This window comes from Pseudomonas sp. HMSC057H01 (assembly GCF_001836405.1).
GTDB classification, from domain to species: Bacteria; Pseudomonadota; Gammaproteobacteria; order Pseudomonadales; family Pseudomonadaceae; genus Pseudomonas; species Pseudomonas aeruginosa.
On sequence record NZ_KV828423.1, the window covers coordinates 23,842 to 49,139 of the forward strand.

A 25,298-nucleotide genomic window follows, 5' to 3' on the forward strand; every position below is an offset into this window, starting at 1 on the left:
GCGGCCAGCGACTTCCTTCCATGCCGACCTTGCAGGTGGCTCCCGCTATCTATACTGGAAGCACAATGCCACCCCCATCCCCAGCCCGCGCCCGCGCCGTCCGCGGGTTTTCCGTGTCCAGGGAGACACCGCTATGGATTGGCAAGGCCTGCGCTTCCTCGGAGAGTCTCCCGTCGACGGCTACGTGCTGCAGAACTGCACCTATTCTCCGTCGCTGGTGGCGCTCGCCTTCCTCGTCGCCTGCCTCGCCGGGTACACGGCGCTGGACATGGTCGAGCGGGTCGGCAACAGCCTGAGCCACCCGCGCCGCTGGCAATGGGTCGGGGCGTTCTGCCTGGGCAGCGGCATCTGGGCCACGCATTTCGTCGCCATGCTCGCGTTCCACGCGCCGATCGCCCTGCGCTACGACCTGCCGATCACCGGCCTGTCGCTGCTGATCGCCGTCGCCGCCTCGTACCTGGCGATGTACATGACCGCCCGCCCGCGCTTCGGCCTACTGCCCTGCCTGCTCGCCGCCTGCTGCATCGGCCTGGGCATCGCCGCCATGCACTACACCGGGATGGCGGCGATGCGCTCGGTGGCCACCCAGTACTACCAGCCATCGCTGTTCGCCCTTTCGGTACTGATCGCCATCGGCGCCGCCTTCACCGCCCTCGCCGCGGTCCCCTACCTGCGCGGCCGGCGCAGCGCGCGCTACCGCTACATGAAACTGATCGCCAGCCTGCTGCTGGCCGGCGCCATCGCCGCCATGCATTTCACCGGGATGGCCGCGCTGGTGCTCAGCGTACCCGCCGGCACGCCGCTGGAACTGCAAGCCAGCGCCGACTCGCTGCGCCTGGGCTGGCTCACCGGAGTGCTCGCCAGCGCCATCGCCGCCTGCGGCATCTGGGCCGCATGGTCGGAGAAACAACGGGAGCGCCGGCTCAGCGAAAACAGCCGGGTCAACGCCCTGCTCAACCAGCTCGACCACGCCCACGCCTCGCTGCGCCAGATGGCTCGCTACGACAGCCTGACCGGCCTGCAGAACCGCACGGCATTCAACGAAGTGTTCGTCCAGCACCTGGAGAACTGTCGCCTGAGAGGCAAGGGCCTGGCGGTGATGTTCCTCGACCTCGATCACTTCAAGCGGATCAACGATTCCCTCGGCCACGACTCCGGCGACGAGCTGCTGAAGATCGTCTCCGAACGCATCCGCAGCGTGTTGCGCGATAGCGACGTGGTGGCGCGCTTCGCCGGCGACGAGTTCTGCGTGCTCGCCGACCTCACCCAGGACCACGAGGCGCACATCCTCTCGCAACGCCTGATGCAGAAGATGAAGGAACCCATCGCCCTGGACGGGCGCACCCTGGTGATGACCGCCAGCGTCGGCGTCAGCCTCTACCCGAACGACGGCGAGCAGTGCGAGGAGCTGCTGAAGAACGCCGGCCTGGCCCTGCACCAGTCCAAGGCCTGCGGGCGCAACAACGCGCAGTTCTTCAGCCGGCAACTGCTGGTGCGGGCGACCCAGGAACTGCAGATGGAGGAGGAACTGCGCCAGGCCCTGCGCGACGACCAGCTGGAGCTGCACTACCAGCCGATCCTCGCCCTCGCCGACGGCGAGGTACACCAGTTGGAGGCATTGGTGCGCTGGCGCCATCCGACCCAGGGCCTGCTCGGTCCGGACCGCTTCATCGGCCTGGCCGAAGCCAACGGCATGATCGACCAGCTCGACGACTGGGTGCTGCGACGCGCCTGCCGCGACCTGCGCAGCCTGCACCTGGCCGGCCACGAACGGCTGCGGGTGGCGGTCAACTGCTGCGCCAGCAATCTCGGCCGGGCCAGCCTGGTCGACGAAGTCCGTCATGCGCTGGACCAGGCCGGGCTGGCGGCGCGCTTCCTCGAACTGGAGGTGACCGAGGACGCGCTGATGTACAACATCGACCAGACCATCCCGCTGCTCGAACGCCTCCGCGAGCTGGGCGTCAGCCTGTCGATCGACGACTTCGGCACCGGCTATTCGTCGCTCGCCTACCTGCGCCGCCTGCCGCTGGACGCGCTGAAGGTGGATCGCTCGTTCATCATGGACATCCCCGCCTCGCAGCGGGACATGGAAATCGCCCAGGCGATCATCGCGATGGCCCAGAAGCTCCATCTGAAAGTCGTCGCCGAGGGCGTGGAGACCCCGCAGCAACTGGCGTTCCTGCGGGAGAACCATTGCGAGCTGGTGCAGGGCTACCTGTTCAGCCGGCCGCTGCCGCTGGCGGCCCTGGAAGAGTTCCTCCGCGCCTACCGCTTCGACGCCGCGCCGCCGCTGCGCAGCCTGAACCAGGCCTGAGGTTCACTCGACGGCGGTCCGGTATTGCTCCACCAGGGTCGCCGGATCGCGTTCGAGATAGCCCTGGCTGCCGTGCAGACGCATCAACTGCGCGGCCAACCCGCTCATCGGGGTGGCCGCGCCTTGCTCGCGGGACAGCTTCACCGCGGTATCGAGATCCTTGAGCAGGGTCCGTACGTGCCACTTGACCGGCTCGTAACGGCTCTCGGCCATTTGCGGGGCGAGGATCTGCAACGGCTTCGAGTCGGCGAAGCCGCCCGCCAGCGCCGGAGCGACCAGGCTGGCGTCGACCCCGGCCCGCTCCGCCAGCGCCACCACTTCGGCGATCACCAGGGCGTTGCAGGCAACGATCATCTGGTTGCAGACCTTGGTCACCTGCCCGGCGCCCACCTCGCCCATGCGCGTCAGGCGCTGGCCGAGCCGGGAGAGGACCGGCCGCAGGCGCTCGATATCCGCTGCGCGTCCGCCGGCCATGATCGCCAGGCTGCCGCTTTCCGCGCCCGGCGTGCCGCCGGAGACCGGCGCGTCGACCCAGCGCACGCCGCAGCGCGCCTCCAGCTCGGCGGCCATCTCGCGGGTGGCGGCCGGCTCGGCGCTGGAGAAATCCACCAGCAACTGCCCGGGCCTGGCGTTCTCGACGATGCCGCCGGCGCCGAACACCACTTCGCGCACCGCCGCGGTATCGGCCAGGCAAAGCATCAGGATTTCCGCGTCGGCGGCCAGTTCGGCCGGGACCTCCACGGCTTTCGCGCCCTCGGCCGCGAGCAACTCGCGTTTGCCCGGCGAACGGTTCCACACCGCCAGCGGATAGCCGGCGGCCAGCAGCCGGCGGCACATGGGCACGCCCATCAGGCCGAGACCGGCGAAGGCAAGGGAAGGCAGGGAAGCGGACATGGCGGACTCCAATACGCAGCGAATGGGCACGGGGAGCGCCATATTACCCGCGAGGCGCCGGCGAGCAACGCCGCGACGGCTGCCCAAGCGGGCCGCGCACCACTATACTCCCCGGGTTTTTTCCGCCATTGAACCGGAGAACTCTCCCATGTTGAAACGCTCCCTGGCGCTCGCCGCCGGCATCGCCCTGTCCCTGTCCGCCGCGCTCGCCCACGCCGAAGCCCTGAAAGAACTCAAGGTCTCGGCGATCCCCGACGAAGCGCCCACCGAACTGCTGCGCAAGTTCAAGCCGCTCGGCGCCTATCTGGAGAAGCAACTCGGCATGCCGGTGAAGTTCGTCCCGGTGGCCGACTACGCCGGGGTGGTCGAGGCGCTGGCCGCCGACCGCCTGGACATGGCCTGGCTGGGTGGCTTCACCTTCGTCCAGGCGCGGCTGAAGACCGGCAACGCCATCCCCCTGGTGCAGCGCGAGCAGGACCAGCAGTTCACCAGCAAATTCATCACGGCCGATCCCCAAGTGAAATCCCTGCAGGACCTGAAGGGCAAGACCTTCGCCTTCGGCTCGGTCTCCTCCACCTCGGGCAGCCTGATGCCGCGCTACTTCATGCAGAAGGACGGCATCGTCCCCGAGCAGTTCTTCTCCCGCGTCGCCTACTCCGGCGCCCACGACGCCACCGCGGCCTGGGTCCAGGCCGGCAAGGTCGACGCCGGCGTGCTGAACGCCTCGGTCTGGCAGAAGCTGGTGGACAGCGGCAAGGTCGATACCGCCAAGGTCAAGGTCTTCGCCACCACGCCGACCTACTACGACTACAACTGGACCGTGCGCGGCAACCTCGACCCGGCCCTGGCCGAGAAGATCAAGCAGGCCTTCCTCGCCCTCGACCCGGCGAAACCGGCCGACAAGGAGATCCTCGACCTGCAGGCCGCCAGCCGCTTCATCGAGACCAATCCGGACAACTACAAGGGCATCGAGGAGTCCGCACGCGCCGCCGGCCTGCTGAAGTGAGCCTGAGCCTCGACGGCGTGGACCTGGTCCACGCCGACGGCCAACGCGCCCTTGCCGACATCCGCCTGCGCCTGGCCGCTGGCGAACGGGTGGCCCTGATCGGACCTTCCGGCGCCGGCAAGACCAGCCTGCTGCGGGTGCTCGCCAGCCAATGGCGGCCCAGCGCCGGCCGTGTCGAACTGCTCGGCGAGGAGCCCTGGGCGCTATCCGCCGCCGCCCGCCAACGCCTGCGCGCGCGCATCGGCCTGGTCCACCAGGCGCCGCCGCTGCCGCCACGGCAGCGGGTGGTCAGCGCGGTACTGGCCGGACGCCTCGGCCAGTGGCCGCTGTGGAAGAGCCTGGCCAGCCTGGTCTATCCGCTGGACCGCGCCGGCGCCCACGACGCGCTGCAACGCCTGGATCTCGGCGACAAGCTGTTCCAGCGCTGCGACCAGCTTTCCGGCGGCCAGTTGCAGCGGGTCGGCATCGCCCGGGTGCTCTACCAGCGCGCCGAGCTGATCCTCGCCGACGAACCGGTCTCGGCCATGGACCCAGTGCTCGCCGGCCATACCCTGGCCCTGCTCAACCGCGAGGCCGCCGCGCGCGGCAGCACCCTGCTGGCCAGCCTGCACGCGGTGGACCTGGCGTTGCAACACTTCCCCCGGGTGATCGGCCTGCGCGCCGGACGCATCGCCTTCGACCTGCCCGCCGGCGAAGTCGACCGCGCCGCGCTGGACGCCCTCTACGCCAACGAACAACTGCAGGCCGAGCGCGCCAGCCCGGCCAGCGAACCCGCCGTGGTGCACATCCCACGATGCTGAACGCCGCTTCTCCACCGCGCGATCCCGCCGCCCTGCCGCGCCTGCTGCTGACCCTGGCCGCGTTGCTGCTGCTCTGGCCGGGGCTGCGCCTCAGCGAACTGGATATCCCCGGCCTGTTCAGCGGCGACAACGCGCGCACCATGGGCGGTTTCCTCGCCGGCTTCTGGCCGCTGGCGCACGATCCCGAGTTCCTCGCCCTGCTCGGCCGCGCGACCCTGGAAACCCTCGCCATCGCCACCGCCGGCATGGCCCTGGCCTGGCTCCTGGCGTTTCCCGCCGCACTGCTGGCGACCCGCGCCCTGTCGCTCTCGGCGCTGCCGCGCGGCGGCCTGCCGGCCTGGTGGGCACGGGCGCTGCGCTGGCCGGTGCGTGGCCTGCTGATCCTCCTGCGCAGCGTGCCGGAAATCGTCTGGGCGCTGCTGTTCGTCCGCGCCGTGGGCCTGGGGCCCACCGCCGGGGTGCTGGCCATCGCCATCACCTATGCCGGCATGCTCGGCAAGGTCTACGCGGAAATCTTCGAGTCGGTGGATCCGCGCCCCACCCGCGCCCTGCTGCTGGGCGGCGGATCGCGGCTGGCGGCGTTCGCCTACGGGGTGCTGCCGAACGCCGCCGGGGAAATGATTTCCTACACCGTCTATCGCTGGGAGTGCGCGATCCGCGCTTCGGTGGTGATGGGCTTCGTCGGCGCCGGCGGCCTCGGCCAGCAGATCGACCTGTCGCTGCGGATGTTCGCCGGCGGCGAGGTTGCCAGCATCCTGCTGACCTTCCTCCTGCTAGTCCTCCTCGCCGACCTGCTGAGCCGCTTCCTGCGCGGGAGGCTGGCATGAGCCGGACCTGGCGCCTGCTGCTCTGGCCGCTGCTGGTGGTGGCCGCGGTGGGCGCCTCGTTCGCCTACCTGGACATGGCCACCGCAGGTCTTTTCAGCGGCAAGGGACTGGGCCAGATGGCCGCCTACGCCAGCGAGTTCTTCCCGCCCGACCTGTCCGCCCCGCACCTGCGGGCGATTGGCCGGGGGCTGCTGGAAACCCTGGCCATGTCGGCCATCGGCACCCTGCTGGCGGCGCTGCTCGGCCTGCTCTTCGCGCTGCCGGCGGCGGGTCGCTTCGGCGTGCCGGCGCAGAGCCTGGCGCGACTCCTGCTCAATGCGCTGCGCGCCGTGCCGGAGCTGGTCTGGGGTGCGCTGATGGTGCTGGCGGCCGGGCTCGGGCCGAACGCCGGGACCCTCGCCCTGGCGCTGCACACCGGCGGCGTGCTCGGCCGGCTGTTCGCCGAAGCCCTGGAGAACACCCCGGCGCAGCCCGCCGAGGCCTTGCGCCTGGCCGGCAGCGGACGCCTCGCGGCATTCGCCTATGGCACCCTGCCGGGGGTCTGGCCGCAACTGGTGGCCTATACCCTGTACCGCTGGGAGAACAATATCCGCATGGCCAGCGTGCTCGGCTTCGTCGGTGCCGGCGGGCTCGGGCAGATGCTCTATTTCAGCCTCAGCCTGTTCCAGCAGGCCCAGGCCGCCACGGTGATCCTGGCCATGCTGATCCTGGTGCTCGGGGTCGACAGCCTGAGCGCCTGGGCCCGGCAGCGCTGGGTCAGTCAATAACCTCCCTTAAGAAATTTCCGAATCCCGTCGAAGATCGGCCATCATCGACGGTCAGAGACATCGGGGAGGCGGCTTGCGCCTCCGCTCATCCAGGGAGAGGAAAATCATGCGTACACCACTGCTATCCGCGCTACTGCTGGGCCTGCTGGCCCTCGGCGGCTGCAGCCTGCCCCAACAGCAGGCCGGCGCGCCGACCGAGCAGCGGCTCGGCACCCAATGGGGCGAAGGCGTCGCCTCGCCGGTCACCTCGGTGGCCCTGCGACGTCTATCGGAGCAACCGGTCGATCGCCGCCAGGTGTTCTACAGCGCGAGCCGCTTCGATGGACGTGCCATCAAGGAACTGCCCCTGGCCAAGGGCCGGGTCGGCTTCGCCGTACTCGACGAGGATGGCGGCAAGTTCGACCTGGTGCAGCACCGCAGCACCCTGCAACTCCAGGGTCGTGAAGGCCAGCGCTACCGACTGTGGCTGAACAACCTCGGCGGCGCGACCTACGAGGTGGTCGCCACGGTAGACGGCCTGGACGTGCTCAACGGCCAGCCGGGCAGCCTGAAGAACCGCGGCTATGTGCTGGAACCGGGCGAGAACCTGGTGATCGAGGGCTTCCGCAAGAGCGAACGGGAAGTCGCGGCATTCCGCTTCGCCAGTCCCGACGATGCCTACGCCAGCAACAGCGCGGCCGGCGACAGCCGCAACCTCGGCGTGATCGGCGTGGCCCTGTTCGAGCTGGACGCTCCGGCCAGCGGTCGCGAGGCGCCGGCCGACGGACCGCAGGCATTTCCCGCCGACGCCCGGAACGGCGGCGGCTACGCGCCGCCGCCACGCTATCGCGACTGAGGCATCTTCACGAAAACTGCGCGGCGGCGTTCCTCCATAAGCAATCCATCTCACAGGAGCCGCCGATGAACCGCTTTTCACTGCCCCGCCCCGACGCACGCCAGTGCGTCGCCGGCCTGGGTTTCTCCGCCCTTCTGCTGCTGGCCTCCTCGGCCAACGCCGCCGCCTGCCGCGACATCACCAGCGTGCAGCAAAGCGCCGACGCCACGCGCAATACCTCGATGGGCGGCCACGTGACCCAGCACATCTACGGGATGACGCCGCCGTCCGGCTCGTCGCAGAAAGACAAGACCCTGTTCAAGTCGAGAGGCAACTACGACGCGGCCTGGCGCCAGTACGGATACATCGACAATCCGGTGGCCTGCAGCGGCAACAGCAAGTTCCAGGTGGTTTCCCTGGAGAAGCTGCACATGGGCAAGATCGATGCCTACTCCTGCAAGCAGGCCGACGGCCAGGGCGTCTGCACGCGCTGGGATACGTACATGGCCAAGGAGATTTCGTACGGTTTCGTCCTGAAGGACGGCAAGTGGATCCTCAATACCCTCTACCCGGTTCCCCTCGACTAGGGCGCAGGCCGTCCGCGCCGGCCGCCCCATTGCAGGGAGCCGGCGCGGCCGTCCGGGTCAGAAGGTCAGCGTGCCCAGGCCCATGCCCGGGTCGCTGAAGCCGGAGCGACCATCTTCCATGCGACCGCTGAAACGCCGCAGGAAGCTGTCCGACCCCTGCGCGCTGACGCTGAAGTCGTACCAGTTGCCGCTGCTGCGCAGCGAATAGCGGACTTCCCGACGCTGTCCCGGCGGCACGTTGACGGTACGCCGCTCGCCCTGGCGATAGACGTTGTCCTTGACCGTCAGCTTGACCGGATGGCGGCCACGGTTGATCAGTTGCACGCGCAGGTTGCCGAACAGCGGCTCGTAGTCGATCCGCACTTCCGGCAGCGGCGCCTTGCGCTCCGCCAGGTCGCGCCGCAGGTTGCCGCGGAAGACCCGGAGGAAACCGTTCGGACCGTGCACTTCCAGGTGGTAGTCGCCGCTGGCGTCGCCCTGGAAGCTGTCGTGCAGGCGCTTGCGCGCGCCAACGGTGTAGCGTTTCGGCGGGTTCTCGCTGTCGAGCAGGTCGAACACCTGGAACACCGCGCCGGCCTTGCCGGTGTTGGCGAAGGTCAGGCTCAGCGCGTCTCCGCCGCTGCGGTAGCGCGCATGCACGCCCAACTCGTAGGGCAAGGCGCGGGCCGGACGGATGCCCATTTCCTGCTTGGGCATGGCGGCCACCGCCGGCGGCTTCGGCTTCGGCAGCTTGATCTGGCTGGCGACGATGGCGTCGGCCTGGCTGGTGTCGGGCAGTTCGGGGAACGGCTCGTTGTTCGGGTTGGCGAAGTTGAACGCCGAGGTCAGGTCGCCGCAGACCGCACGACGCCAGGGACTGATATTCGGCTCCATGACCCCGAAGCGCTGCTCCAGGAAGCGGATCACCGAGGTGTGGTCGAACACCTGGGAGTTGACCCAGCCGCCCTTGCTCCACGGCGAGATCACGTACATCGGCACCCGCGGGCCGAGGCCGTAGGGCTGGTTGCGATAACGGATATCGCCCTTGGTGTGCCATTCGAGGGTGGCGTCGGCGGTGGTCTTGCCGCGCAGCGTGCCGTCCTTGTTCAGGCTCGGCGCGGCCGGCGGGGCGATGTGGTCGAAGAAGCCGTCGTTCTCGTCGAACATCACCAGCAGCGCGGTCTTGCTCCAGACCTCCGGGTTGGCGGTCAGCGCGTCGAGTACCCAGGAAGTGTACTCGGCCCCCCAGATCGGGCTGGACGGGCCGGGGTGTTCGGAGTACTTGGCCGGGGCGACGATCCAGGACACCTGCGGCAGGCTGTTGGCCAGCACGTCGCGCTTCAGCGCATCGAGCTTCCAGGTGCTCAGGCCGTTGACGATCAGCGGCGAGTCAGGCGCCGCGGCGCGGTACTGGCGGAAGCCGATCAGCGGGTTGTCGGAGAAGTTGTCGGCCATGTCCTGGTAGACCCGCCAGGTGATGCCGGCGGCCTGCAGGCGCTCGGGATAGGTGGTCCAGGTGTAGCCCTGCTCCACCGGGCCGTTGCTGTCGTGGTCGTTGGTGGTTACCGGGCCGCCATGCTGGCCGAGCGGGTCGTTGGTGCCGGTCCAGAGGAACAGCCGGTTGGGGTTGGTGCCGCCCTGGAACGAGCAGTGATAGGCGTCGCAGATGGTGAAGGCGTTGGCCATCGCGAACTGGAAGGCGATGTCCTGCTCCTTGTAGTAGCCCAGGGAACGCTCGGTCTTGGCCGGCAACCACTTGTCCATGCGCCCTTCGTTCCAGGCCTGCTGGGCGTCCGGCCAGGTGTGCGGGGTACCGTCGACGCGCTGGGCGCTGGTGGTGCTGGTGTCGAAGTGGTAGGGCAGGATCTCGCCCTTGCTGCCCTTCTGGTGCCAGACCCGCTGGCCGTCGGGCAGCGGGATCGCCATGCGGTCGCCGAAGCCGCGGACGCCCTTGAGGGTGCCGAAATAGTGGTCGAAGGAGCGGTTCTCCTGCATCAGGATCACCACGTGCTCGACGTCCTTGAGGTTGCCATGCCGGCGGTGCGCGGGAATCGCCAGGGCCGCCTGGATGCTCGACGGCAGCATGCTGGTGGCGACGGTGGCGCCGACCGTACCGGCGGCCAGGCGGATGAAGCTTCTTCTGCTTTTCGAAATCATCGGGGGGACTCACCAGGTCAGGGTGTGGCACAGGGCTGCCGAGCGCATCCATGACGCCCGCAGGCTCACTCGGCAGCAAGCTGTTCGAACCCCGACGACGCTAGTGAGGGAAAAAGACGCTTTGGTTTCAACACGCTTTGCAACAACTATTCATGCCAACTTCGTCACAATTTCAGATCAAGTTTTTGGTCTAGGCCAGATTCCACTTGACAGCCCTCGCCGGCACTCTCCTCACGCTCTTCCCCGCCATTGCAGGAGCAATACCCCCGCCACCACCAGCGCCAGGCCGAGATAGCCCTCCCAGGACAAACGGCGCACCGGGAAACCGGCCCAGCCGAACTGGTCGCAGAGCGCCGAGACCAGCATCTGCCCGGCCACCACGCACGCGATGAAAGTGGCGGCGCCCAGGCGCGGCGCGACCAGGATCGCCACCGTCAGGTAGGCCGCGCCGAACAGCCCGCCGAGCCAGCTCCACCAGGGCGCGCCGCCGAGGCTGGCGGTAGCCGGCAGCGGCACCCGCACCAGCAGCAGGCCCAGGCAGACCGCCCCGAGGCTGACGCCCAGCGAAGTCAGGCTGGCGCTCAGCGGATGGCCGAGCAGGCGCCCGAGCAAGGCGTTGCTGCCGGCCTGCAGCACCACCATGCCGCCCACCGAAACTGCCATCAGTACCATCAGATAATTGGGCATGCTGATTCTCCTCCTCCGGCCATTGCCTCTGGAGCGGAGTTTTTGCTATCCACTTCGCGAATGGAAATCGATAGTTGGTACAGCCTCCATGCAGCAGATTCATGACCTACGCCGTATCGACCTCAACCTGCTGGTGGTGCTCGACGCGCTCCTCAGCGAGCGCCACGTGTCCCGCGCGGCGCAGCGCCTGGCCATGTCGCAGCCGGCGGTCAGCCACGCCCTCGGGCGTCTCCGCGAACTGTTCGGCGATCCGCTGCTGGTGCGGGTGAAAAGCCGCATGCAGTTGACCAGCCTGGCGCTGGAGCTGGCGCCGAAGCTCCAGGCCAGCCTCGACCAGGTGCGCGGGGTGATCGGCGGGCCGGCCTTCGAGCCGGTGCGCAGCCGGCGCCACTTCCGCCTGGGCATGTCCGACTACGGCGCCTGGGTGGTGCTGCCGGCGCTGCTGCGCCAGCAACAGGCGCTGGCGCCCGGGGTGAGCTTCGGGATAGTCCAGGAACCGCGCCTGGAAACCGCCCGGCAGGTCGCCGAAGGACAACTGGACTGCGCGCTGGGGGTATTCCCCCTGCTTCCGGAGGGCGTGCGCGCCAGGCGCCTGTTCGAGGAGCGTTTCGTCTGCGTCTGTCGGCGCAGCCTGTTCGACCGCCCCGACGGCCTGTCCCTCGACCGCTACCTGGCGGCCCGCCACGTGCGCGTCTCGCTACAGGACAACCCGGCCGAGGAAGTCGACAGCGCCCTGGAAAAGCGCGGCCTGCGCCGGCAGGTAGCGCTGACCCTGCCGCACTTCACCGTGGCCCCGGCGCTGCTGGCCGGCACCGACCTGGTACTGACCATCGCCGAGCGCATCCTCGAACGCCTGCGGTTACCCGAGGAACTGGCGGTCTGCGAGCCGCCGCTGGCGATCCCGCGCTTCGACTACGTGCAGATCTGGCGCGGCGACGCCGAGCGCGAAGCGGCCGGCGCCTGGCTGCGGGAACAGATCCAGGCGGCGGCGCGGAAGATCTGAAGAAGAGTCAGGAAGGCTTTTCCAGCTTGCGCAGCATCTCGCCGACACGCTCGCCGAGCATTTCGTTGGCCGACAGCTTGAGGCCGCGCGCCAGTTCCACCTGGACCACGTGTTCCGCCAGCGGACGCAGGCGCAGGAATACCTTGGCCAGCTCCTGCAGGTCCGGCGCCCCGGGCAGCAGGTCGGTGCCGCGGCCGTCCACCAGGTGGGTGACGATCAGGCGGACGATCCCCGCCGCCAGGTGCTCGGTGTCGCTACGCAACTCGCCGAGGTGATCGAGCAACGCCTCCAGCGGGATGCCGCTGCGGTACAGCTCCAGCCCGGCCTGGAACAGCCGCGGACTGGGGATCTTCATGCACTCGCCGTCGAACAGCAGCAGGCCCAGCGCCTGGGCCTTGTCGATCACCCGGTCGTTCAGTTCGTCGCCGAAGATCGCCTGGAGTTCGTCGAAGCCGATGCTGCCGGGCGTCTCCAGGTTCCACTCGCCGATGATCGCCTGGTCCAGGCCGAGCACGTGGTCGAGGTCGCGGCCCTGTTCCCAGGCCTCCAGCAATTCCTTGATGTTGGCGCTGGAATAGCCGCGTTCGAGCAACTGGTTGATCAGCCGCAGGCGCTTGAGATGGCTGTCGAAATACACGCCGACCCGGCCGCGCCGCTCCGGCGGCGGCAGCAGGCCGCGGTCCTGGTAGGCACGCACGTTGCGCACGCTGCTGCCGGCCGCGCGCGCCAGTTCGTCGACACTGTATTCGCGGGCATCCTCGGCGGACGGCTGCTCGCCACGTTGCAGCAGGCGCTGCAGGAGGGTCAGGGGTGTGCTCATGGAGGCGGATCATAACGAGGCCCGCCGAACGGCCACAACCTCCGGGGGTGCAACGCTCTTTGCCGGCGTCGGGATGCGCGGGCGCCAACCAAAGACTGGACTCGTCGGTCAGCCGCTCCTCCGGCACCGCCGCCACAACCCGGGGGAAACGTCCCGAGCCTTCTGCCCCGGGCCTTCCGGCGCCGGTAGCAAGTGCCGTAACACCGGCGTGAAGAGACTTCCCAGGGCTGGCGCAACGCCTGCTTATGGGCCAGCATCAACCATGACATCAATCAATGTCACAATAACGACAAGCCAGCCTGGAGAGAGCCATGTCCCAAGGCGCCTGGGTACCCACTCCCGACGATCTCGATCACTTCCGCCAGGTCCAGCGACTGGCCTATACCTGCTGCGAAACCATCCACGGCGAACTGCGCCCCGGCATCAGCGAGAGGGAAGCCGCGGCGCTGATGAAGACCTGGTTGCAGGATCACGGCGTCGACGACTGGTTCCACCAGCCCTTCGCCTGGTTCGGCAGCCGCACCTCGTTCAAGGGCTTCGACGGCCTGCGTCATCTCGGTGGCTTCAACCTGGCCTTCTACCCCGGCAAGCAGCGCCTGGAGGAAGGCATGCCGTTCATCCTCGACTGCGCGCCGACCCTCGGCGCCTATACCGCCGATGTCGGCTACTCCGGCGCGCTCGGCCACAACCTGTTGCAGGAGCGGCTGATGGACGACCTGCTGATACACCGACGCACCATCCTCGACCTGGTCCGCGAACGGCGCCCCCTGGCCGAAGTCAGCCAGGCGGTCGACCGGCTCTGCGTGATCCAGGGCACCCTGCCACGGCACAAGGCCTATCCCTTCGAAGTGCTCGCCCATCGCGTGGAAAAGCTCGGCAACCGCCGCGGTCCCTCGGTGGCGCGCTTCGGCGTGCGCAACCTGTACACCCTGACGCGCAACGCGCTGGTCACCGGCAAGCGCGAAGGCTGGTCGCCGCTGTGGTCCAGCGGCAAGCGCTCCGAGCACCCGCCGACGCCCGGTCTCTGGGCGGTGGAACCGCACCTGGGGCTACGCGGGGTGGGCGCCAAGTTCGAGGAACTGCTGGTAGTCACCGAAGACGACGCCTACTGGCTCGACGACGACCTGCCGCACGTCCGCCGCTGGCAGGCGCGCGGCCTGCTGCCGCAAGCACGGGAGGCCGCATGAACGCGCTCCTCGCCCTCCCCGACCTGCAGCCGGAACGGCTGTTCGTGCAGTCCGGCGACGTGCGCCTGGCGGTTCATTGCTGGGGCGCGCCGGACAACGACAAGCCGACGCTGCTGATGGTGCATGGCTACCCGGACAACCACGAGACCTGGCTGCCGCTGATCCGCCAACTGGCTGGGCGCTACCGCATCGTCGCCTACGACGTGCGCGGCGCCGGCGCTTCGGACAAGCCACGCTGGAGCCGCGACTACCACCTGCAACGGCTCAGCGAAGACCTGCAGGCGGTGATTCGCGCCACCAGCCCGGATCGCCCGGTGCACCTGCTGGCCCATGACTGGGGCTCGATCCAGACCTGGGAAAGCGTCACCGATCCGCAGTGCCGCCCGCTGATCGCGTCCTATACCTCGATCTCCGGGCCCTGCCTGGACCATGTCGGCTTCTGGATGCGCGAACACCTCAGGCAGCGCAGTCCGAAGGCCCTGAAAGCGGTATTCGGCCAGTTGCTCCACTCCTGGTACATCGCCTTCTTCCATACCCCCGTCGTACCCGAGCTGCTCTGGAGCGTCGGCCTGGCCCGGCTCTGGCCGCAGTTCTTGAAGCGCGCCGAAGGCGTCCGCCATCCACAGGTCAACCCGACCCAGGCCAGCGACGGCCGGCACGGGGTCAAGCTGTACCGCGGCAACTTCATCCGCAGCCTGTTCCGTCCGCGCAAGCGCCACACCGAAGTGCCGGTGCAACTGATCGTACCGACCCGCGACCGTTACGTCGGCGCCCAGCTGTTCCAGCACCTCAGCCTGTGGGCGCCACGCCTGTGGCGGCGCGAGGCGAGCGTCGGCCATTGGCAACTGCTGGCCGAGCCGGAGCAACTGGCCGGCTGGCTTGGCGAGTTCATCGACGCCCAGGAAACCGGCGAGTCGCCGCCGGCCCTGCAACGCGCACAGGTCCGCCCCGACGCGCGCTCGATGAGCGGCAAGCTGGTGGTGGTCACCGGCGCCGGCGGCGGCATCGGCCGTTCGACCCTGCTCAGCTTCGCCGAGCGCGGCGCCAGCCTGCTCGCCGCCGATCTCGACCTGGAAGCCGCCGAACGCAGCGCCGAACTGGCCCGCGCCCTTGGCGCCACGGCCCATGCCTACCAGGTCGACGTCGGCGATACCCAGGCCATGGAGCGCTTCGCCGAGTGGGTCCGCGACACCCTCGGAGTCCCGGATGTGGTGGTCAGCAATGCCGGCATCGGCATGGCCGGACCGATGCTCGACACCTCGCCCGCGGAATGGGAGCGCCTGCTGCGGGTCAACCTGTGGAGCGTGATCGACGGCTGCCGCCTGTTCGGCCGGCAGATGATCGCGGCGAACAAGCCGGGGCACCTGGTCAATGTCGCCTCCGGCGTGGCCTTCGCGCCGTCGCGCAACTACCCCGCCTACGCCACCAGCAAGGCCGCGGTACTGATGCTCAGCGAATGCCTGCGGGCGGAACTGGCCGGACGTTCGATCGGAGTCACCGCGGTGTGCCCGGGCTTCGTCGATACCGGCATCGTCCAGGCCACCCGCTTCGTCGGCATGGACGCCGAACGCCAGGCGCGGCGCCAGGCGAAGATCCAGCGCTTCTACAAGCGACGCCGGCTCAGCCCGGACACCGTTGGGGAAAAGCTGGTGCGCGCCGTGGAGCGCAACAAGGCGGTGGTCTCGGTGGGCAGCGAGGTGCACCTCGGCGCCCTGCAATGGCGCTTCGCGCCCTGGGCCACGCGGTTTCTCGCGCGCTTCGACCTGACTTCCTGAGAGCCTGCCATGAGCGAATTCCACCACAAGCTGGTCCAGCGCAAGGTCCGCTTCGACTTCAGCGATACCCCCCTGCACTGGGTTCCCGGCGAAGCGGAAGCGTCCCAGGTGATGAACGTCCTGCACATGCTCCTGCCTTCGGGCGAACTGTGGTTCTGCCGCCTCTACAACAAGGCCCTGCCGCTGGTTAGCGACGCCCGCCTGCGCGACGACGTGCAGGGTTTCATCCGCCAGGAAGCGATGCATTCGCGGGCCCACGACGGCGCGATCCAGCGCTACCTGAGCAGGTTCGACATCGACTCCAAGCCGTTCACCGACAAGATGGATTTCCTTTTCGAACGCCTGCTCTGCGACTACCCGCTGGGGCAGAACCGCCTGACCCGCGCCCTCGACGGCTGGTGGCTGCGCCAGCGCTGCGCGATCATCGCCGCGGTGGAGCATTTCACCTGCGTGCTCGGCAAGTGGGTGCTGGAGGCCCGGGAGCTGGATCGCCGCGGCAGCGACCCGGTGATGCTCGACCTGCTGCGCTGGCACGGCGCCGAGGAAGTCGAGCACCGCAGCGTCGCCCACGACCTGCACGTGCACCTGGGCGGCAGCTTCGTCACCCGGCAACTGACCATGCTGTTGGTCATCGCGATACTGGTCTACCTGCTCGCCGACGGCACCCGCACCCTCCTCGACCAGGACCCGAGCCTGCGCGGCGCCAAGCGCCAGGGATTCCTACGAACCTGGTGGCGGCTCGGCAAGCAGGGCCTGCTGCCGAACCTCGCGCACACCTTCCGCGACGTCGCCCGCTACTTCAATCCCTGGTACCACCCCGAGCACGAGGCGAATACCCAGGAAGCCCTGGAATACCTGGCCAACTCGCCGGCGGCCCGGCGCGCGGCGAACGCCTGAAAACAATTCACTGGAAATACCGGCAAGCGCCGCGAAAGTTGGAACTTTCGCGGCGCTTGCCCATTGCTTACGTCAGGTCGACGTCAAACAAGGCCGGCAGACGGAAGGTAATTTCCGTAAGCCTGAAAAATGGTGCTCGATAGAATGATTGAAAATAACGGGCGCGTGAGGCGAGACTTTGCAAAAAGCCAGCCATTCTTCTGATGGCATTTTGAAGACAAGCAAAATAAAAGTAAGAAAAGTTACCCTATCGATCGGAAATTAAAGAAAGAAAAGCGAGCGAGAAGAGAATCGAGAAATACGCTCTTCGCGCCCGCCTTCGTATTTGTCCGACCTGCGGTGACTCACTGGCCAGGCAGCGTGATCTCCCGTTCCGAAACGATGATCTTGTTGACCAGGCCGTACTGCACGGCTTCTTCCGCGTTCAGCCAGAAATCGCGCTCGGTGTCGGCGCTGATCTTCTCCGGCGTCTGCCCGGTGGCTTCGGCGAAGATCCGGTCGAGGCGTTCCTTCATCCGCACGATCTCGCGGCGGTAGATCTCGATGTTGCTCGCCGGCCCCTGGATGCCGCCCGACGGCTGGTGCAGAAGGAAGCGGGTATTGGGCAGCGAATAGCGGTTTTCCTTGTCCGCCGCGGCGTAAATCAGCGCGCCGGCGCTGGCTACGCTGCCGGAACCGATCATGATGACCTTCGGTGTGATGAAGCGGATCGCGTCGAAGATCATGTCGCCGGACTCGACGTGGCCACCCGGAGAATTGACGAACATGTAGATCGGATCGTCGCTGATCGAGGCGAGGATGTGCAGCTGCTGGACGACGTCCTTGGCCATCTTCTCGTCGACCCCGCCGGTGACGAACACCTTCCTGACCTTGAGCGCGTACTCCATCAGCTTGGCGCCGATGGCGCCGTGGGAGTCGCCGCCTTCGCGGTCCTTGTCATCGGTTTTCATGCAACCTCCTGGAACTGTTGGTAATCCATCCGGCAAACCTTTCAGGGCATGCGTTCGTTGTTCGCCAGGGCGCGGATATATATCCGTTAATGCGCCTCTTCCGAGCGCCCCATTATGCATCAGCCAGACACTTTCGAAAGGCTTGCTTCAACTTCGAAAAGACCGGCGAAGGTAATCTCGTGAAGCATAGCCATGCAGGGCCGCGACGTACGTTTCCCGGAACCTAACAGATTTGTAAGTTGCCTCGTAAATACCTACCAGAATTAACAGTTAACAACGCGATTACCCTGCAAGAATTAACAGCTATTTCTTCGAGCCTGCCAAAAGTAATAGTACACCCCGCTCTTGCTTCGGGTGCCGCCGCTTCCCTGCCAACCACGCTGGCTACGGCGCGCTGAAACGTCGACGGGTGGAACCTGTCCGGCGAGGCGTGCGGTGCCCGTGTTCGCCGAATCGATGGATTGTTGAAGAGGACGCAGGGATGGTTCGTTTCGCTCGCTTGCCGCTATCGCCCTACCAACGGGACATCTGGGTCGCCGCCGCGCAGTTTCCGGAACTCGACCAGTACACCATCTTCAGCTACGACCGCTTCACCGGCGAGGTCGATACCCAGGCCCTGGAACGGGCGCTGCTGCAGGCGGCGCGAGACACCGAGGCGTTCCGCCTGCGCCTCGGCGAGACGGACGGTACGCCGTACCAGTGGCTGGACGCGGATGCCGAGTTCGAGGCGCGCCACGTCGACCTGCGCGCCGACCGCGACCCCGAGGCCGCCGTGCGATCCTGGCTGCGCGACGCCTTCCGTCACGCCTACCCGCTGGACGGCCGCAGCCTGGTGGACCTGGCCCTGCTGCATAGCGACCAGGCGCTCTACGTCTACGTGCGCACCCACCATATCGTCAGCGACGCCTGGGGCCTGCAGCTATTCCTCAGCCGGGTGCGCGCCGGCTACCTGGGCGAGCTAGGCGAGCCGCAGGCGCAGATGCCGACGGCTTCCCTCCTGGCGCAGCTCGAGACCGACGACTACTCCGGTTCGGAACAGTACCGCGACGACCGCGCCTATTTCGCCGAGGCCCTGGAGGGCCTGGAGCCGGCCCTCTTCACCCGCAGGCGCCCGGCCGGGCTGCGCCGCACCGCGCGCCACAGGCTGACGCTGGAACGCACACTGCTCGATGCGATCCGCGATCGTGGCGAATCGCCCTTCCTGTTCCTCTCCGCCGCCGTGGCGCTGTACCTGGCGCGGATCCACCAGAACGACGACGTGGTCCTCGGCGTACCGGTGCTGAACCGCGCCGACCGCGCGGCCAAGCAAGTGGTCGGGCACTTCGCCAATACCCTGCCGCTACGCATCCGCACCGCGCCGGAACAGACCGTCGACGAATTCCTGGCGCAGTTGCGCGAGGCGACCCGGACGCTGCTGCGCCACCAGAAGATGCCCCTCGGCGACCTGTTGCGCGGCGCCTCGCCACTGTTCGACACCACCCTTTCCTACATGCGCTGGCCCGCCGCCCAGGCGATCCCGAACGCCAGCGTCGAGACCGTGGCGCAGACCCACGCCCATGACCCGGACGCGTTGGCCATCTGGGTCTCCGAGTTCGACGGGCACAGCGACGCGCAGGTGGATTTCGAATACGCCTGCGATGTGTTCGACGCCGACTTCCCCATGGACGCCGCGGCGCGGCATATCGAAACCTTCCTGCGCGCCCTGGTGGAGGGCGGCGAGCGCCGCCTCGGCGAACTCGATCCGCTGTCGGCCGCCGAGCGCGAGGAACTGATCCACACCCGCAACGCCACCGACCAGGCATTCCCCGAGCAGGCTACCCTGCCCACGCTGTTTGCCGAGCAGGTGGCACGCACCCCGCAACGCACCGCGCTGCTGGAAGCCGACGGCGGCACGCTCAGCTATGCCGAGCTGGACGCCAAGGTCCAGGCCGTGGCCGACGCCTTGCGCGCAGCGGGTGTTAGCGCCGACGAGCGGGTAGCGCTACTGGTCGCCCGCGGTCCCCACCTGCTGCCGGCGATCCTCGGCGTGCAGCGCGCCGGCGGCGCCTATGTGCCGATCAATCCCGACCATCCCCTGGAGCGCGTCCGCCTGCTGCTGGAAGACTGCGGCGCCCGCGTGGTGCTGGTGGACGAACGCGCGGCGACACTCGGCGAGAGCCTCGGCGAGACGCGCGTGCTGCACCTCGAACGCCTGCCGCAGAGCACCGGCGACCTGCCGGCGGCCAACGTGGCGCCCAGCGACCTGGCCTATATCATCTATACCTCCGGTTCGACCGGCGTGCCCAAGGGCGTGATGGTCGAACACCGCTCGGTGGTCAACCGCCTGAACTGGATGCAGCGTCGTTATCCGATCGGCGAACGCGACGTGCTTCTGCAAAAGACTCCGGTGACGTTCGACGTATCCGTCTGGGAACTGTTCTGGTGGAGCTTCACCGGCGCCCGCCTGTCGCTGTTGCCGCCCGGCGCCGAGAAGGACCCGCGGGAAATGCTGCGGAGCATCCAGCGCGACGCGGTCACGGTCATCCACTTCGTGCCGTCGATGCTGACGCCGTTCCTCGACCTGCTCGACGGCGACCCGACCGCCCGCGCGGCGGCAAGCTCGCTGCGCCTGGTGTTCTGCAGCGGCGAAGCCCTCGCGCCGTTGCAGGTCGCGCGCTTCCGCCGGCTGTTCGGCGACGCCGTGCGACTGGTCAACCTGTACGGACCGACCGAGGCCACCGTCGACGTGTCCGACCATGAGTGCGCCAGCGACAACCCCACGCGGGTCCCGATCGGCCGGCCGATCGACAACCTGCGCCTGTACGTCCTCGACCGCGCGCTCAGGCCGCAGCCCCTCGGCGCCGTCGGCGAGCTATATATAGGAGGCGTCGGCGTCGCCCGCGGCTACCTGAACCGGCCGGAGTTGAACGCCGAGCGCTTCCTCGCCGACCCCTTCGTCGCCGGCGGCCGTCTCTACCGTACCGGCGACCTGGCCCGCTGGCTGGCCGACGGCAACCTCGAATACCTCGGCCGCGCCGACGACCAGGTGAAGATCCGCGGCAACCGGGTCGAACCCGACGAAGTACGCGACCGCCTCGCCGCGCTTCCCGGCGTACGCGACGCCGCGGTCGTGGCACGCGATTCGGCGGTACGCGGCACGCACCTGGTCGGCTACTACGTGGCTGCGGCGGAACTCGACGCCGGTCAATTGCGCGCCGGACTTTCGGCGACGCTGCCGGACTTCATGCTGCCAGCCTTCTTCGTGCGCATCGACAGCCTCCCGCTCAGCGCCAACGGCAAGCTCGACCGCCGGCAACTGCCGGCACCGCCGGAACAGGTGGCGGCGGTTGCGCCGCGCACGGCGACCGAGGCCGAACTGGCGGCGGTGTGGGCCGATGTCCTCGGCGTGGCGGAGGTCGGCGTGCACGACGACTTCTACGCCCTCGGCGGCGACTCGATCCTGATGCTGCGCATCCGCGCCGCCGCACAGCGGCGCGGCCTGGGCTTCGAACTCGCCGACCTGATGCGCAACCCGACGGTGGCGGGTCTTGCCGAGCGCCTGGTGCGTCCGCTCGCGGAGCGAAGCTACCAGCCGTTCGAACTGGTTTCCGAAGTCGACAAGCCGCGCCTGGAAGGGCTGGAGGACGCCTTCCCGACCAGCCGGCTGAGTCTCGGCCTGCTCTTCCATAGCCGCCAGCGCCCCGACTCGTCGGTCTACCACGACGTGTTCCACTACCGCTTCGATCTGGCCTGGGACGAAGCCGCGTTCCGCCACGCGCTGGACCGGGTGGTCGCCGCCTATCCCGCGCTGCGTTCGTCGTTCGACCTCAGCGGCGCATCCGAACCGCTGCAACTGGTGCATGCCCAGGCGCGCAGCGAACCGCTGATCCTGGACCTGCGCGGCAACCCGGAGGCCGGGACGGTGCTCGACGAGCACATCCGCCAACGCCGCTTCCATCGCTATTCGCTGCAACAGCCCGGGCTGTTCCTGTTCGCCGCGTTCGTCCGCGAGGACGGCCTGGACCTGGTGTTCAGCTTCCACCATGCGATCCTCGACGGCTGGAGCGTGGCCAACCTGATCGTCGCGCTGGTCGCCGCCTACCGTGGCGAGCCGCTGCCGAGCCCCGCGCCGGCGCTGGCCTGCCATGTCCGCGAGGAGCTGGCCGCGCTGGCTTCGCCGGCCGCCGTGGGGTACTGGACCGGGCTGCTGGAGGGCGCGAGGATGACCCGCCTCGACGGCTTCGGCGCCCACGAGCCGCAAGCCGCGCAAGGTCCGGCCAGCCATCGCGAAGCGCTGCCGGACGGGCTGCTCGAACGACTCAAGGCCACTGCGGCGCAACGCGGACTGCCATTGAAATCGCTGCTGCTCGCCGCCCATTGCCTGACCCTGCATCTGTTCTCCCGCAGCGACAGCGTGGTCACCGGCGCGATCAGCAACGGCCGCCCCGAACTGCCCGACGCCGACCGCATGGTCGGCCTGTTCCTGAATACCGTGCCGGTCCGCTCGGAGATTGCCGGGCATAGCTGGATCGAGGTAGCCGATGCGCTGTTCCGCCAGGAGCGCGACGGACACGCCCATCGCCGCTATCCGCTCAGCGCCATCCAGCAGATCGTCGGCGACGAACTGAGCAGCGCCTTCAACTACGTCAACCTGCATGTCCTCGAACCGCTGTGGCAATTGCGCGACTTCCGCGTCTGGGAAGAAACCAACTTCGCCCTGCTGGTCAACGTGATCGCCACGCCCAGCGACGGCATGTACCTGCGCATCGACAGCGACGGCCGCGGCATCAGCCGCAGCCAGGCCGCGCTGATCGGCGCGACCTTCGTCGAACTCCTGTGGCGCCTCGCCGAGCATCCCGACGAAGCCGCCGACTTCGCCTTCCTCGCCCCTCGCCGCGACGCCGCTTCCCAGCCCGAGCCGCTGGTCGACGTCGTCAGCCTGTTCGAACGCCAGGTCGAGGCGCTGCCGGGCAGCGCCGCGCTGGCCTTCGAGGAGCAACGCTGGACCTATCGCGACCTCGACCATGTGGCGCGCTGCGTGGCCACCCGCCTGGTCCGCGCCGGCGCGCGCCGCGGCGATGCGATCGGAGTGGCGCTGAACCGTTCGCCGGAGATGATCGCGACGATCTGGGGCATCCTGCGCGCCGGCCTGGTCTGCGTGCCGCTGGACGTCAGCTATCCCGCGCAGCGCCTGGCGCTGATCCTGGAGACCGCACAGCCGTTCCGGGTGGTCGCGCATCCCGAGCACGCCCATGTCGCCGCGGCGGAACGGGTGCTGCCGGTAGAGGAACTGGTCGCCGACATCGAGCCCGAGACCTTCGCCGCGCCGCAGCTCGACGAGCTGGCCATGCTGCTGTTCACCTCCGGTTCCACCGGGCGGCCGAAGGGCGTCGAGCTTAGCCACCGGATGTGGGCCAACTACACCCAGTGGCAATTGCGCGTCGCCAGCGGCGTACCGGGGCTGCGCACCCTGCAGTTCGCGCCGCTGAGCTTCGACATGGCCTTCCAGGAGATCTTCTCCACGCTGTGCGGCGGCGGCGAGCTGCAACTCATCTCCAACCGCGAGCGGATGGACCCCTCCGCGCTGCTGCATGTCCTCGAACGCCGCCAGGTCCAGCGCGTGCTGTTGCCCTTCGTCGCCCTGCAACGCCTCGCCGAGGCCTCCAACACCCTGGGCGTACGCCCCGGCGCCCTGCGCGTGGTGGTGTCCTCCGGCGAGCAGTTGCGCATCACCGAAGACGTCCGCACGTTCTGCGCGGCGATGCCCGGGCTACTGCTGGAGAACCAGTACGGTCCCACCGAGACGCACCAGGTCACCTACCACTCGCTGAGCGGCGATCCGGCGCACTACCCGGACCTGCCGCCGATCGGCCGGCCGCTGGACGGGGTCGAGGTGCAGGTGCTCGACGCCGCGCTGCGCCCGGTACCGGTCGGCGTTACCGGCGAGCTGTACTTCGGCGGCGACTGCCTCGCGCGCGGCTACCACCGCGCCCCCGAACTCACCGCCGAGCGCTTCGTCGAACATCCCTGGCGCCCCGGCGCCAGGCTCTACCGCACCGGCGACCTCGGTCGCATCCTCGGCAACGGCGAGATCGTCTGGCTCGGCCGCGCCGATACCCAGGTCAAGGTCCGCGGCTTCCGCATCGAGCCGGCCGAGGTCGAGCTGGCGATCATGCGCCAGGCCGAGCGCCAGCCGGGCCTGCGCGGCGCGGCGGTGGTGGCTCGCGAGCGCCAGGGCAACGATGCATTCCTCGCTGCCTTCCTGCTCGGCGAGCCCGAGGCGGTGGATCTCGCCGAACTGAAGCAGGCGCTGCGCAGCGAACTGCCGGAACACATGGTGCCGGCGCACTTCGCCTGGGTCGACGGCTTCGCCCTCACTCCCAGCGGCAAGCGCGACGACGCCGCCCTGCGCGCGCTGCCGCTGGAGCACGGGTCGAACATCGAGTACCTGGCCCCGCGCGACGACTACGAGCGCACCCTGGCCGGACTCCTCGGCGAGTTGCTGGATCGTCCCCGGGTAGGCATCCGCGACAGCTTCTTCGACCTCGGCGGCACCTCGCTCAGCGCGATGCGCTTCATGCTGCTGATCGAGAAGCGCTATGGCGTCGACCTGCCGATGGCCGCGCTGATCGAGACGCCGACCGTGGAGGGCCTGGCCGAACGCCTGCGGGAACGCTCGGCGGTGCGCGCCTTCGACCCGCTGGTACCGATCCGTGCCGGCGGCAGCCGCCCGCCTCTGTTCCTCGTCCACCCGCTCGGCGGCCACGTACTCTGCTACCTGCCGCTGGTCCGCGCACTGCCGCCGGACCAGCCGGTATATGCCCTGCAGGCGGCCGGCACCGGCCAGGGCAGTACGCCGCTGGCGGTCCTCGAGGACATCGCCGCCAGTTACCTCGCGGCGATCCGCCGGGTGCAGCCGGAAGGCCCCTATTACCTCGGCGGCTGGTCGTTCGGCGGCTTCGTCGCCTACGAGATGGCCCGGCAACTGCGCGCGCTCGACCCGCAGGCGGTCGCCCAACTGATCGTGCTCGACTCCATCACCGTCGACCGCAACCACGCCGGCAGCGCCAGCGACGAAGCCCTGCTGCTGTTCTTCTACTGGGAACTGGTCTGGTTCGAGCGCAGCGACGAGGAAGTCGAGCCGCTGCCTGAAGGCGCGAGCCTGGAGCAGAAACTCGACCACATCGTCGAACGCGCCATCGAGGCCGGCGTACTTCCCGCCGGCACCCCGCGCGCCACCGTGCAGCGGCTCTACGAGCTGTTCCGGGCGAGCTGGCAGGCACTCATCGGCTATCGCCCGGAAGTCAGCGACCAGGACATGACCCTGCTGCGCGCGGACGGCCCGCTGCCGCTGGCGCTGAAGCCGATGCACGACGCCGCCGGCACCCACTACGGCGACCCGAAGAACGGCTGGCAGCACTGGACCAGCGGCCGCCTCGATGTGATCGACGTACCCGGCGACCACCTGGTGCTGATGAAAGAACCCTATGTCGAGACGGTCGCGGCAGAGATCGCCGCGTTGCTCGAACCCTCCACCTCCAGCGAACGGACCCGCCCATGAGCAGACATCCCCTGAAGATCGTCATCGCCGGCGCCGGCATCGGCGGGCTCGCCGCGGCCGCCTGCCTGAAGGCCGCCGGCTTCGAGGTCGAACTCTACGAGCGGGCCAGGGAGCTGCGCGCGGTCGGCTCGGCGCTGTCGCTGATGCCCAACGCGCTGACCGCCCTGGAGAGGGTCGGCGTGCGCCCTGACCTTACCCGCGCCCAGGCCTTCGACTCGCTACGGTTCCTCACCCGGCGCGGGCGACCGATCCGCGCCATCGACTTCGGCGGCCTGGCCCGCCAGCTCGGCCAGC

General features: G+C 68.5%; 18 protein-coding genes. 13 read left to right on the top strand and 5 right to left on the bottom strand.

Annotated elements, in window-relative coordinates; genetic code table 11:
• Positions 1-133 precede the first annotated feature (133 nt).
• Positions 134-2,314 (top strand): putative bifunctional diguanylate cyclase/phosphodiesterase, encoded by a 2,181-nt coding sequence (locus HMPREF2581_RS08100; RefSeq protein ID WP_016254263.1) that lies wholly within the window; start codon positions 134-136, stop codon positions 2,312-2,314.
• A 3-nt stretch (positions 2,315-2,317) separates the two neighbouring features.
• Here HMPREF2581_RS08100 and HMPREF2581_RS08105 read toward each other — a convergent pair whose 3' ends face one another.
• Positions 2,318-3,208 carry an NAD(P)-dependent oxidoreductase gene (locus HMPREF2581_RS08105; RefSeq protein ID WP_003113156.1) on the bottom strand — a complete coding sequence of 297 codons (891 nt, stop codon included), beginning with the start codon at positions 3,206-3,208 and terminating at the stop codon, positions 2,318-2,320.
• A 148-nt stretch (positions 3,209-3,356) separates the two neighbouring features.
• On the opposite strand from HMPREF2581_RS08105, the gene HMPREF2581_RS08110 reads away from it, so the two are divergent.
• The 6 genes from HMPREF2581_RS08110 (at position 3,357) to HMPREF2581_RS08135 (ending at position 8,009) form a co-directional block, all read left to right on the top strand.
• A complete protein-coding gene (locus HMPREF2581_RS08110) occupies positions 3,357-4,214 on the top strand; it encodes a putative selenate ABC transporter substrate-binding protein (RefSeq protein WP_003111582.1) in 858 nt (285 codons plus the stop codon).
• Positions 4,211-5,014: a phosphonate ABC transporter ATP-binding protein gene (locus HMPREF2581_RS08115; protein WP_003138286.1), complete on the top strand. Its 804-nt coding sequence runs from the start codon at positions 4,211-4,213 to the stop codon at positions 5,012-5,014. The genes HMPREF2581_RS08110 and HMPREF2581_RS08115 overlap by 4 nt, the downstream gene beginning before the upstream one ends.
• Entirely contained in the window at positions 5,008-5,841 is an 834-nt protein-coding gene (locus HMPREF2581_RS08120; protein WP_003091683.1) for a PhnE/PtxC family ABC transporter permease, read from the top strand. The genes HMPREF2581_RS08115 and HMPREF2581_RS08120 overlap by 7 nt, the downstream gene beginning before the upstream one ends.
• Entirely contained in the window at positions 5,838-6,608 is a 771-nt protein-coding gene (phnE, locus tag HMPREF2581_RS08125; RefSeq protein ID WP_003138285.1) for a phosphonate ABC transporter, permease protein PhnE, read from the top strand. The genes HMPREF2581_RS08120 and phnE overlap by 4 nt, the downstream gene beginning before the upstream one ends.
• Before the next feature lie 106 nt (positions 6,609-6,714).
• Entirely contained in the window at positions 6,715-7,443 is a 729-nt protein-coding gene (locus HMPREF2581_RS08130; RefSeq protein ID WP_003138283.1) for a hypothetical protein, read from the top strand.
• Between the two features lie 65 nt (positions 7,444-7,508).
• Positions 7,509-8,009, top strand: a complete 501-nt coding sequence (locus HMPREF2581_RS08135; RefSeq protein ID WP_003091690.1) for a hypothetical protein — start codon at positions 7,509-7,511, stop codon at positions 8,007-8,009.
• Between the two features lie 57 nt (positions 8,010-8,066).
• On the opposite strand, the gene HMPREF2581_RS08140 is transcribed toward HMPREF2581_RS08135, so the two are convergent.
• Complete coding sequence (locus tag HMPREF2581_RS08140; RefSeq protein ID WP_003138281.1) at positions 8,067-10,145, bottom strand: phosphocholine-specific phospholipase C; 2,079 nt, start codon at positions 10,143-10,145, stop codon at positions 8,067-8,069.
• A gap of 231 nt (positions 10,146-10,376) precedes the next feature.
• Entirely contained in the window at positions 10,377-10,832 is a 456-nt protein-coding gene (locus HMPREF2581_RS08145; protein WP_003110952.1) for a DMT family transporter, read from the bottom strand.
• A gap of 88 nt (positions 10,833-10,920) precedes the next feature.
• On the opposite strand from HMPREF2581_RS08145, the gene HMPREF2581_RS08150 reads away from it, so the two are divergent.
• The gene (locus HMPREF2581_RS08150) at positions 10,921-11,835 is read left to right on the top strand and encodes a LysR substrate-binding domain-containing protein (RefSeq protein WP_003138279.1); all 915 of its coding nucleotides are present in this window, start codon (positions 10,921-10,923) and stop codon (positions 11,833-11,835) included.
• A gap of 7 nt (positions 11,836-11,842) precedes the next feature.
• Here HMPREF2581_RS08150 and HMPREF2581_RS08155 read toward each other — a convergent pair whose 3' ends face one another.
• A complete protein-coding gene (locus HMPREF2581_RS08155; protein WP_009313699.1) occupies positions 11,843-12,655 on the bottom strand; it encodes a MerR family transcriptional regulator in 813 nt (270 codons plus the stop codon).
• 311 nt (positions 12,656-12,966) lie between these two features.
• Here HMPREF2581_RS08155 and HMPREF2581_RS08160 point away from each other — a divergent pair, with 311 nt between their 5' ends.
• From HMPREF2581_RS08160 to HMPREF2581_RS08170, 3 genes are read left to right on the top strand one after another with little or no spacing between them, the layout of a single operon-like run.
• Positions 12,967-13,842 (top strand): M24 family metallopeptidase, encoded by an 876-nt coding sequence (locus tag HMPREF2581_RS08160; RefSeq protein ID WP_003138275.1) that lies wholly within the window; start codon positions 12,967-12,969, stop codon positions 13,840-13,842.
• Positions 13,839-15,617, top strand: a complete 1,779-nt coding sequence (locus HMPREF2581_RS08165; RefSeq protein WP_003110958.1) for an SDR family oxidoreductase — start codon at positions 13,839-13,841, stop codon at positions 15,615-15,617. The genes HMPREF2581_RS08160 and HMPREF2581_RS08165 overlap by 4 nt, the downstream gene beginning before the upstream one ends.
• A 9-nt stretch (positions 15,618-15,626) precedes the next feature.
• Entirely contained in the window at positions 15,627-16,514 is an 888-nt protein-coding gene (locus HMPREF2581_RS08170; protein ID WP_003091705.1) for a metal-dependent hydrolase, read from the top strand.
• Between the two features lie 344 nt (positions 16,515-16,858).
• Here HMPREF2581_RS08170 and HMPREF2581_RS08175 read toward each other — a convergent pair whose 3' ends face one another.
• Positions 16,859-17,464 (bottom strand): ATP-dependent Clp protease proteolytic subunit, encoded by a 606-nt coding sequence (locus HMPREF2581_RS08175; protein WP_003091706.1) that lies wholly within the window; start codon positions 17,462-17,464, stop codon positions 16,859-16,861.
• Positions 17,465-17,945: 481 nt separating this feature from the next.
• On the opposite strand from HMPREF2581_RS08175, the gene HMPREF2581_RS08180 reads away from it, so the two are divergent.
• A complete protein-coding gene (locus HMPREF2581_RS08180; RefSeq protein ID WP_003138271.1) occupies positions 17,946-25,004 on the top strand; it encodes an amino acid adenylation domain-containing protein in 7,059 nt (2,352 codons plus the stop codon).
• Positions 25,001-25,298, top strand: a 298-nt coding sequence (locus tag HMPREF2581_RS08185; RefSeq protein WP_168173293.1) for an NAD(P)-binding protein, incomplete at its 3' end; no start/stop codon positions are given. The genes HMPREF2581_RS08180 and HMPREF2581_RS08185, both read left to right, overlap by 4 nt.

Excerpts from the sequence above, each read along its gene's own strand:
- HMPREF2581_RS08100 (WP_016254263.1), top strand. The coding sequence starts at position 134 with ATGGATTGGCAAGGCCTGCGCTTCCTCGGAGAGTCTCCCGTCGACGGC.
- HMPREF2581_RS08105 (WP_003113156.1), bottom strand. The coding sequence starts at position 3,208 with ATGTCCGCTTCCCTGCCTTCCCTTGCCTTCGCCGGTCTCGGCCTGATG.
- HMPREF2581_RS08110 (WP_003111582.1), top strand. The coding sequence starts at position 3,357 with ATGTTGAAACGCTCCCTGGCGCTCGCCGCCGGCATCGCCCTGTCCCTG.
- HMPREF2581_RS08120 (WP_003091683.1), top strand. The coding sequence starts at position 5,008 with ATGCTGAACGCCGCTTCTCCACCGCGCGATCCCGCCGCCCTGCCGCGC.
- phnE (WP_003138285.1), top strand. The coding sequence starts at position 5,838 with ATGAGCCGGACCTGGCGCCTGCTGCTCTGGCCGCTGCTGGTGGTGGCC.
- HMPREF2581_RS08130 (WP_003138283.1), top strand. The coding sequence starts at position 6,715 with ATGCGTACACCACTGCTATCCGCGCTACTGCTGGGCCTGCTGGCCCTC.
- HMPREF2581_RS08135 (WP_003091690.1), top strand. The coding sequence starts at position 7,509 with ATGAACCGCTTTTCACTGCCCCGCCCCGACGCACGCCAGTGCGTCGCC.
- HMPREF2581_RS08140 (WP_003138281.1), bottom strand. The coding sequence starts at position 10,145 with ATGATTTCGAAAAGCAGAAGAAGCTTCATCCGCCTGGCCGCCGGTACG.
- HMPREF2581_RS08145 (WP_003110952.1), bottom strand. The coding sequence starts at position 10,832 with ATGCCCAATTATCTGATGGTACTGATGGCAGTTTCGGTGGGCGGCATG.
- HMPREF2581_RS08150 (WP_003138279.1), top strand. The coding sequence starts at position 10,921 with ATGCAGCAGATTCATGACCTACGCCGTATCGACCTCAACCTGCTGGTG.
- HMPREF2581_RS08155 (WP_009313699.1), bottom strand. The coding sequence starts at position 12,655 with ATGAGCACACCCCTGACCCTCCTGCAGCGCCTGCTGCAACGTGGCGAG.
- HMPREF2581_RS08160 (WP_003138275.1), top strand. The coding sequence starts at position 12,967 with ATGTCCCAAGGCGCCTGGGTACCCACTCCCGACGATCTCGATCACTTC.
- HMPREF2581_RS08165 (WP_003110958.1), top strand. The coding sequence starts at position 13,839 with ATGAACGCGCTCCTCGCCCTCCCCGACCTGCAGCCGGAACGGCTGTTC.
- HMPREF2581_RS08170 (WP_003091705.1), top strand. The coding sequence starts at position 15,627 with ATGAGCGAATTCCACCACAAGCTGGTCCAGCGCAAGGTCCGCTTCGAC.
- HMPREF2581_RS08175 (WP_003091706.1), bottom strand. The coding sequence starts at position 17,464 with ATGAAAACCGATGACAAGGACCGCGAAGGCGGCGACTCCCACGGCGCC.
- HMPREF2581_RS08180 (WP_003138271.1), top strand. The coding sequence starts at position 17,946 with ATGGTTCGTTTCGCTCGCTTGCCGCTATCGCCCTACCAACGGGACATC.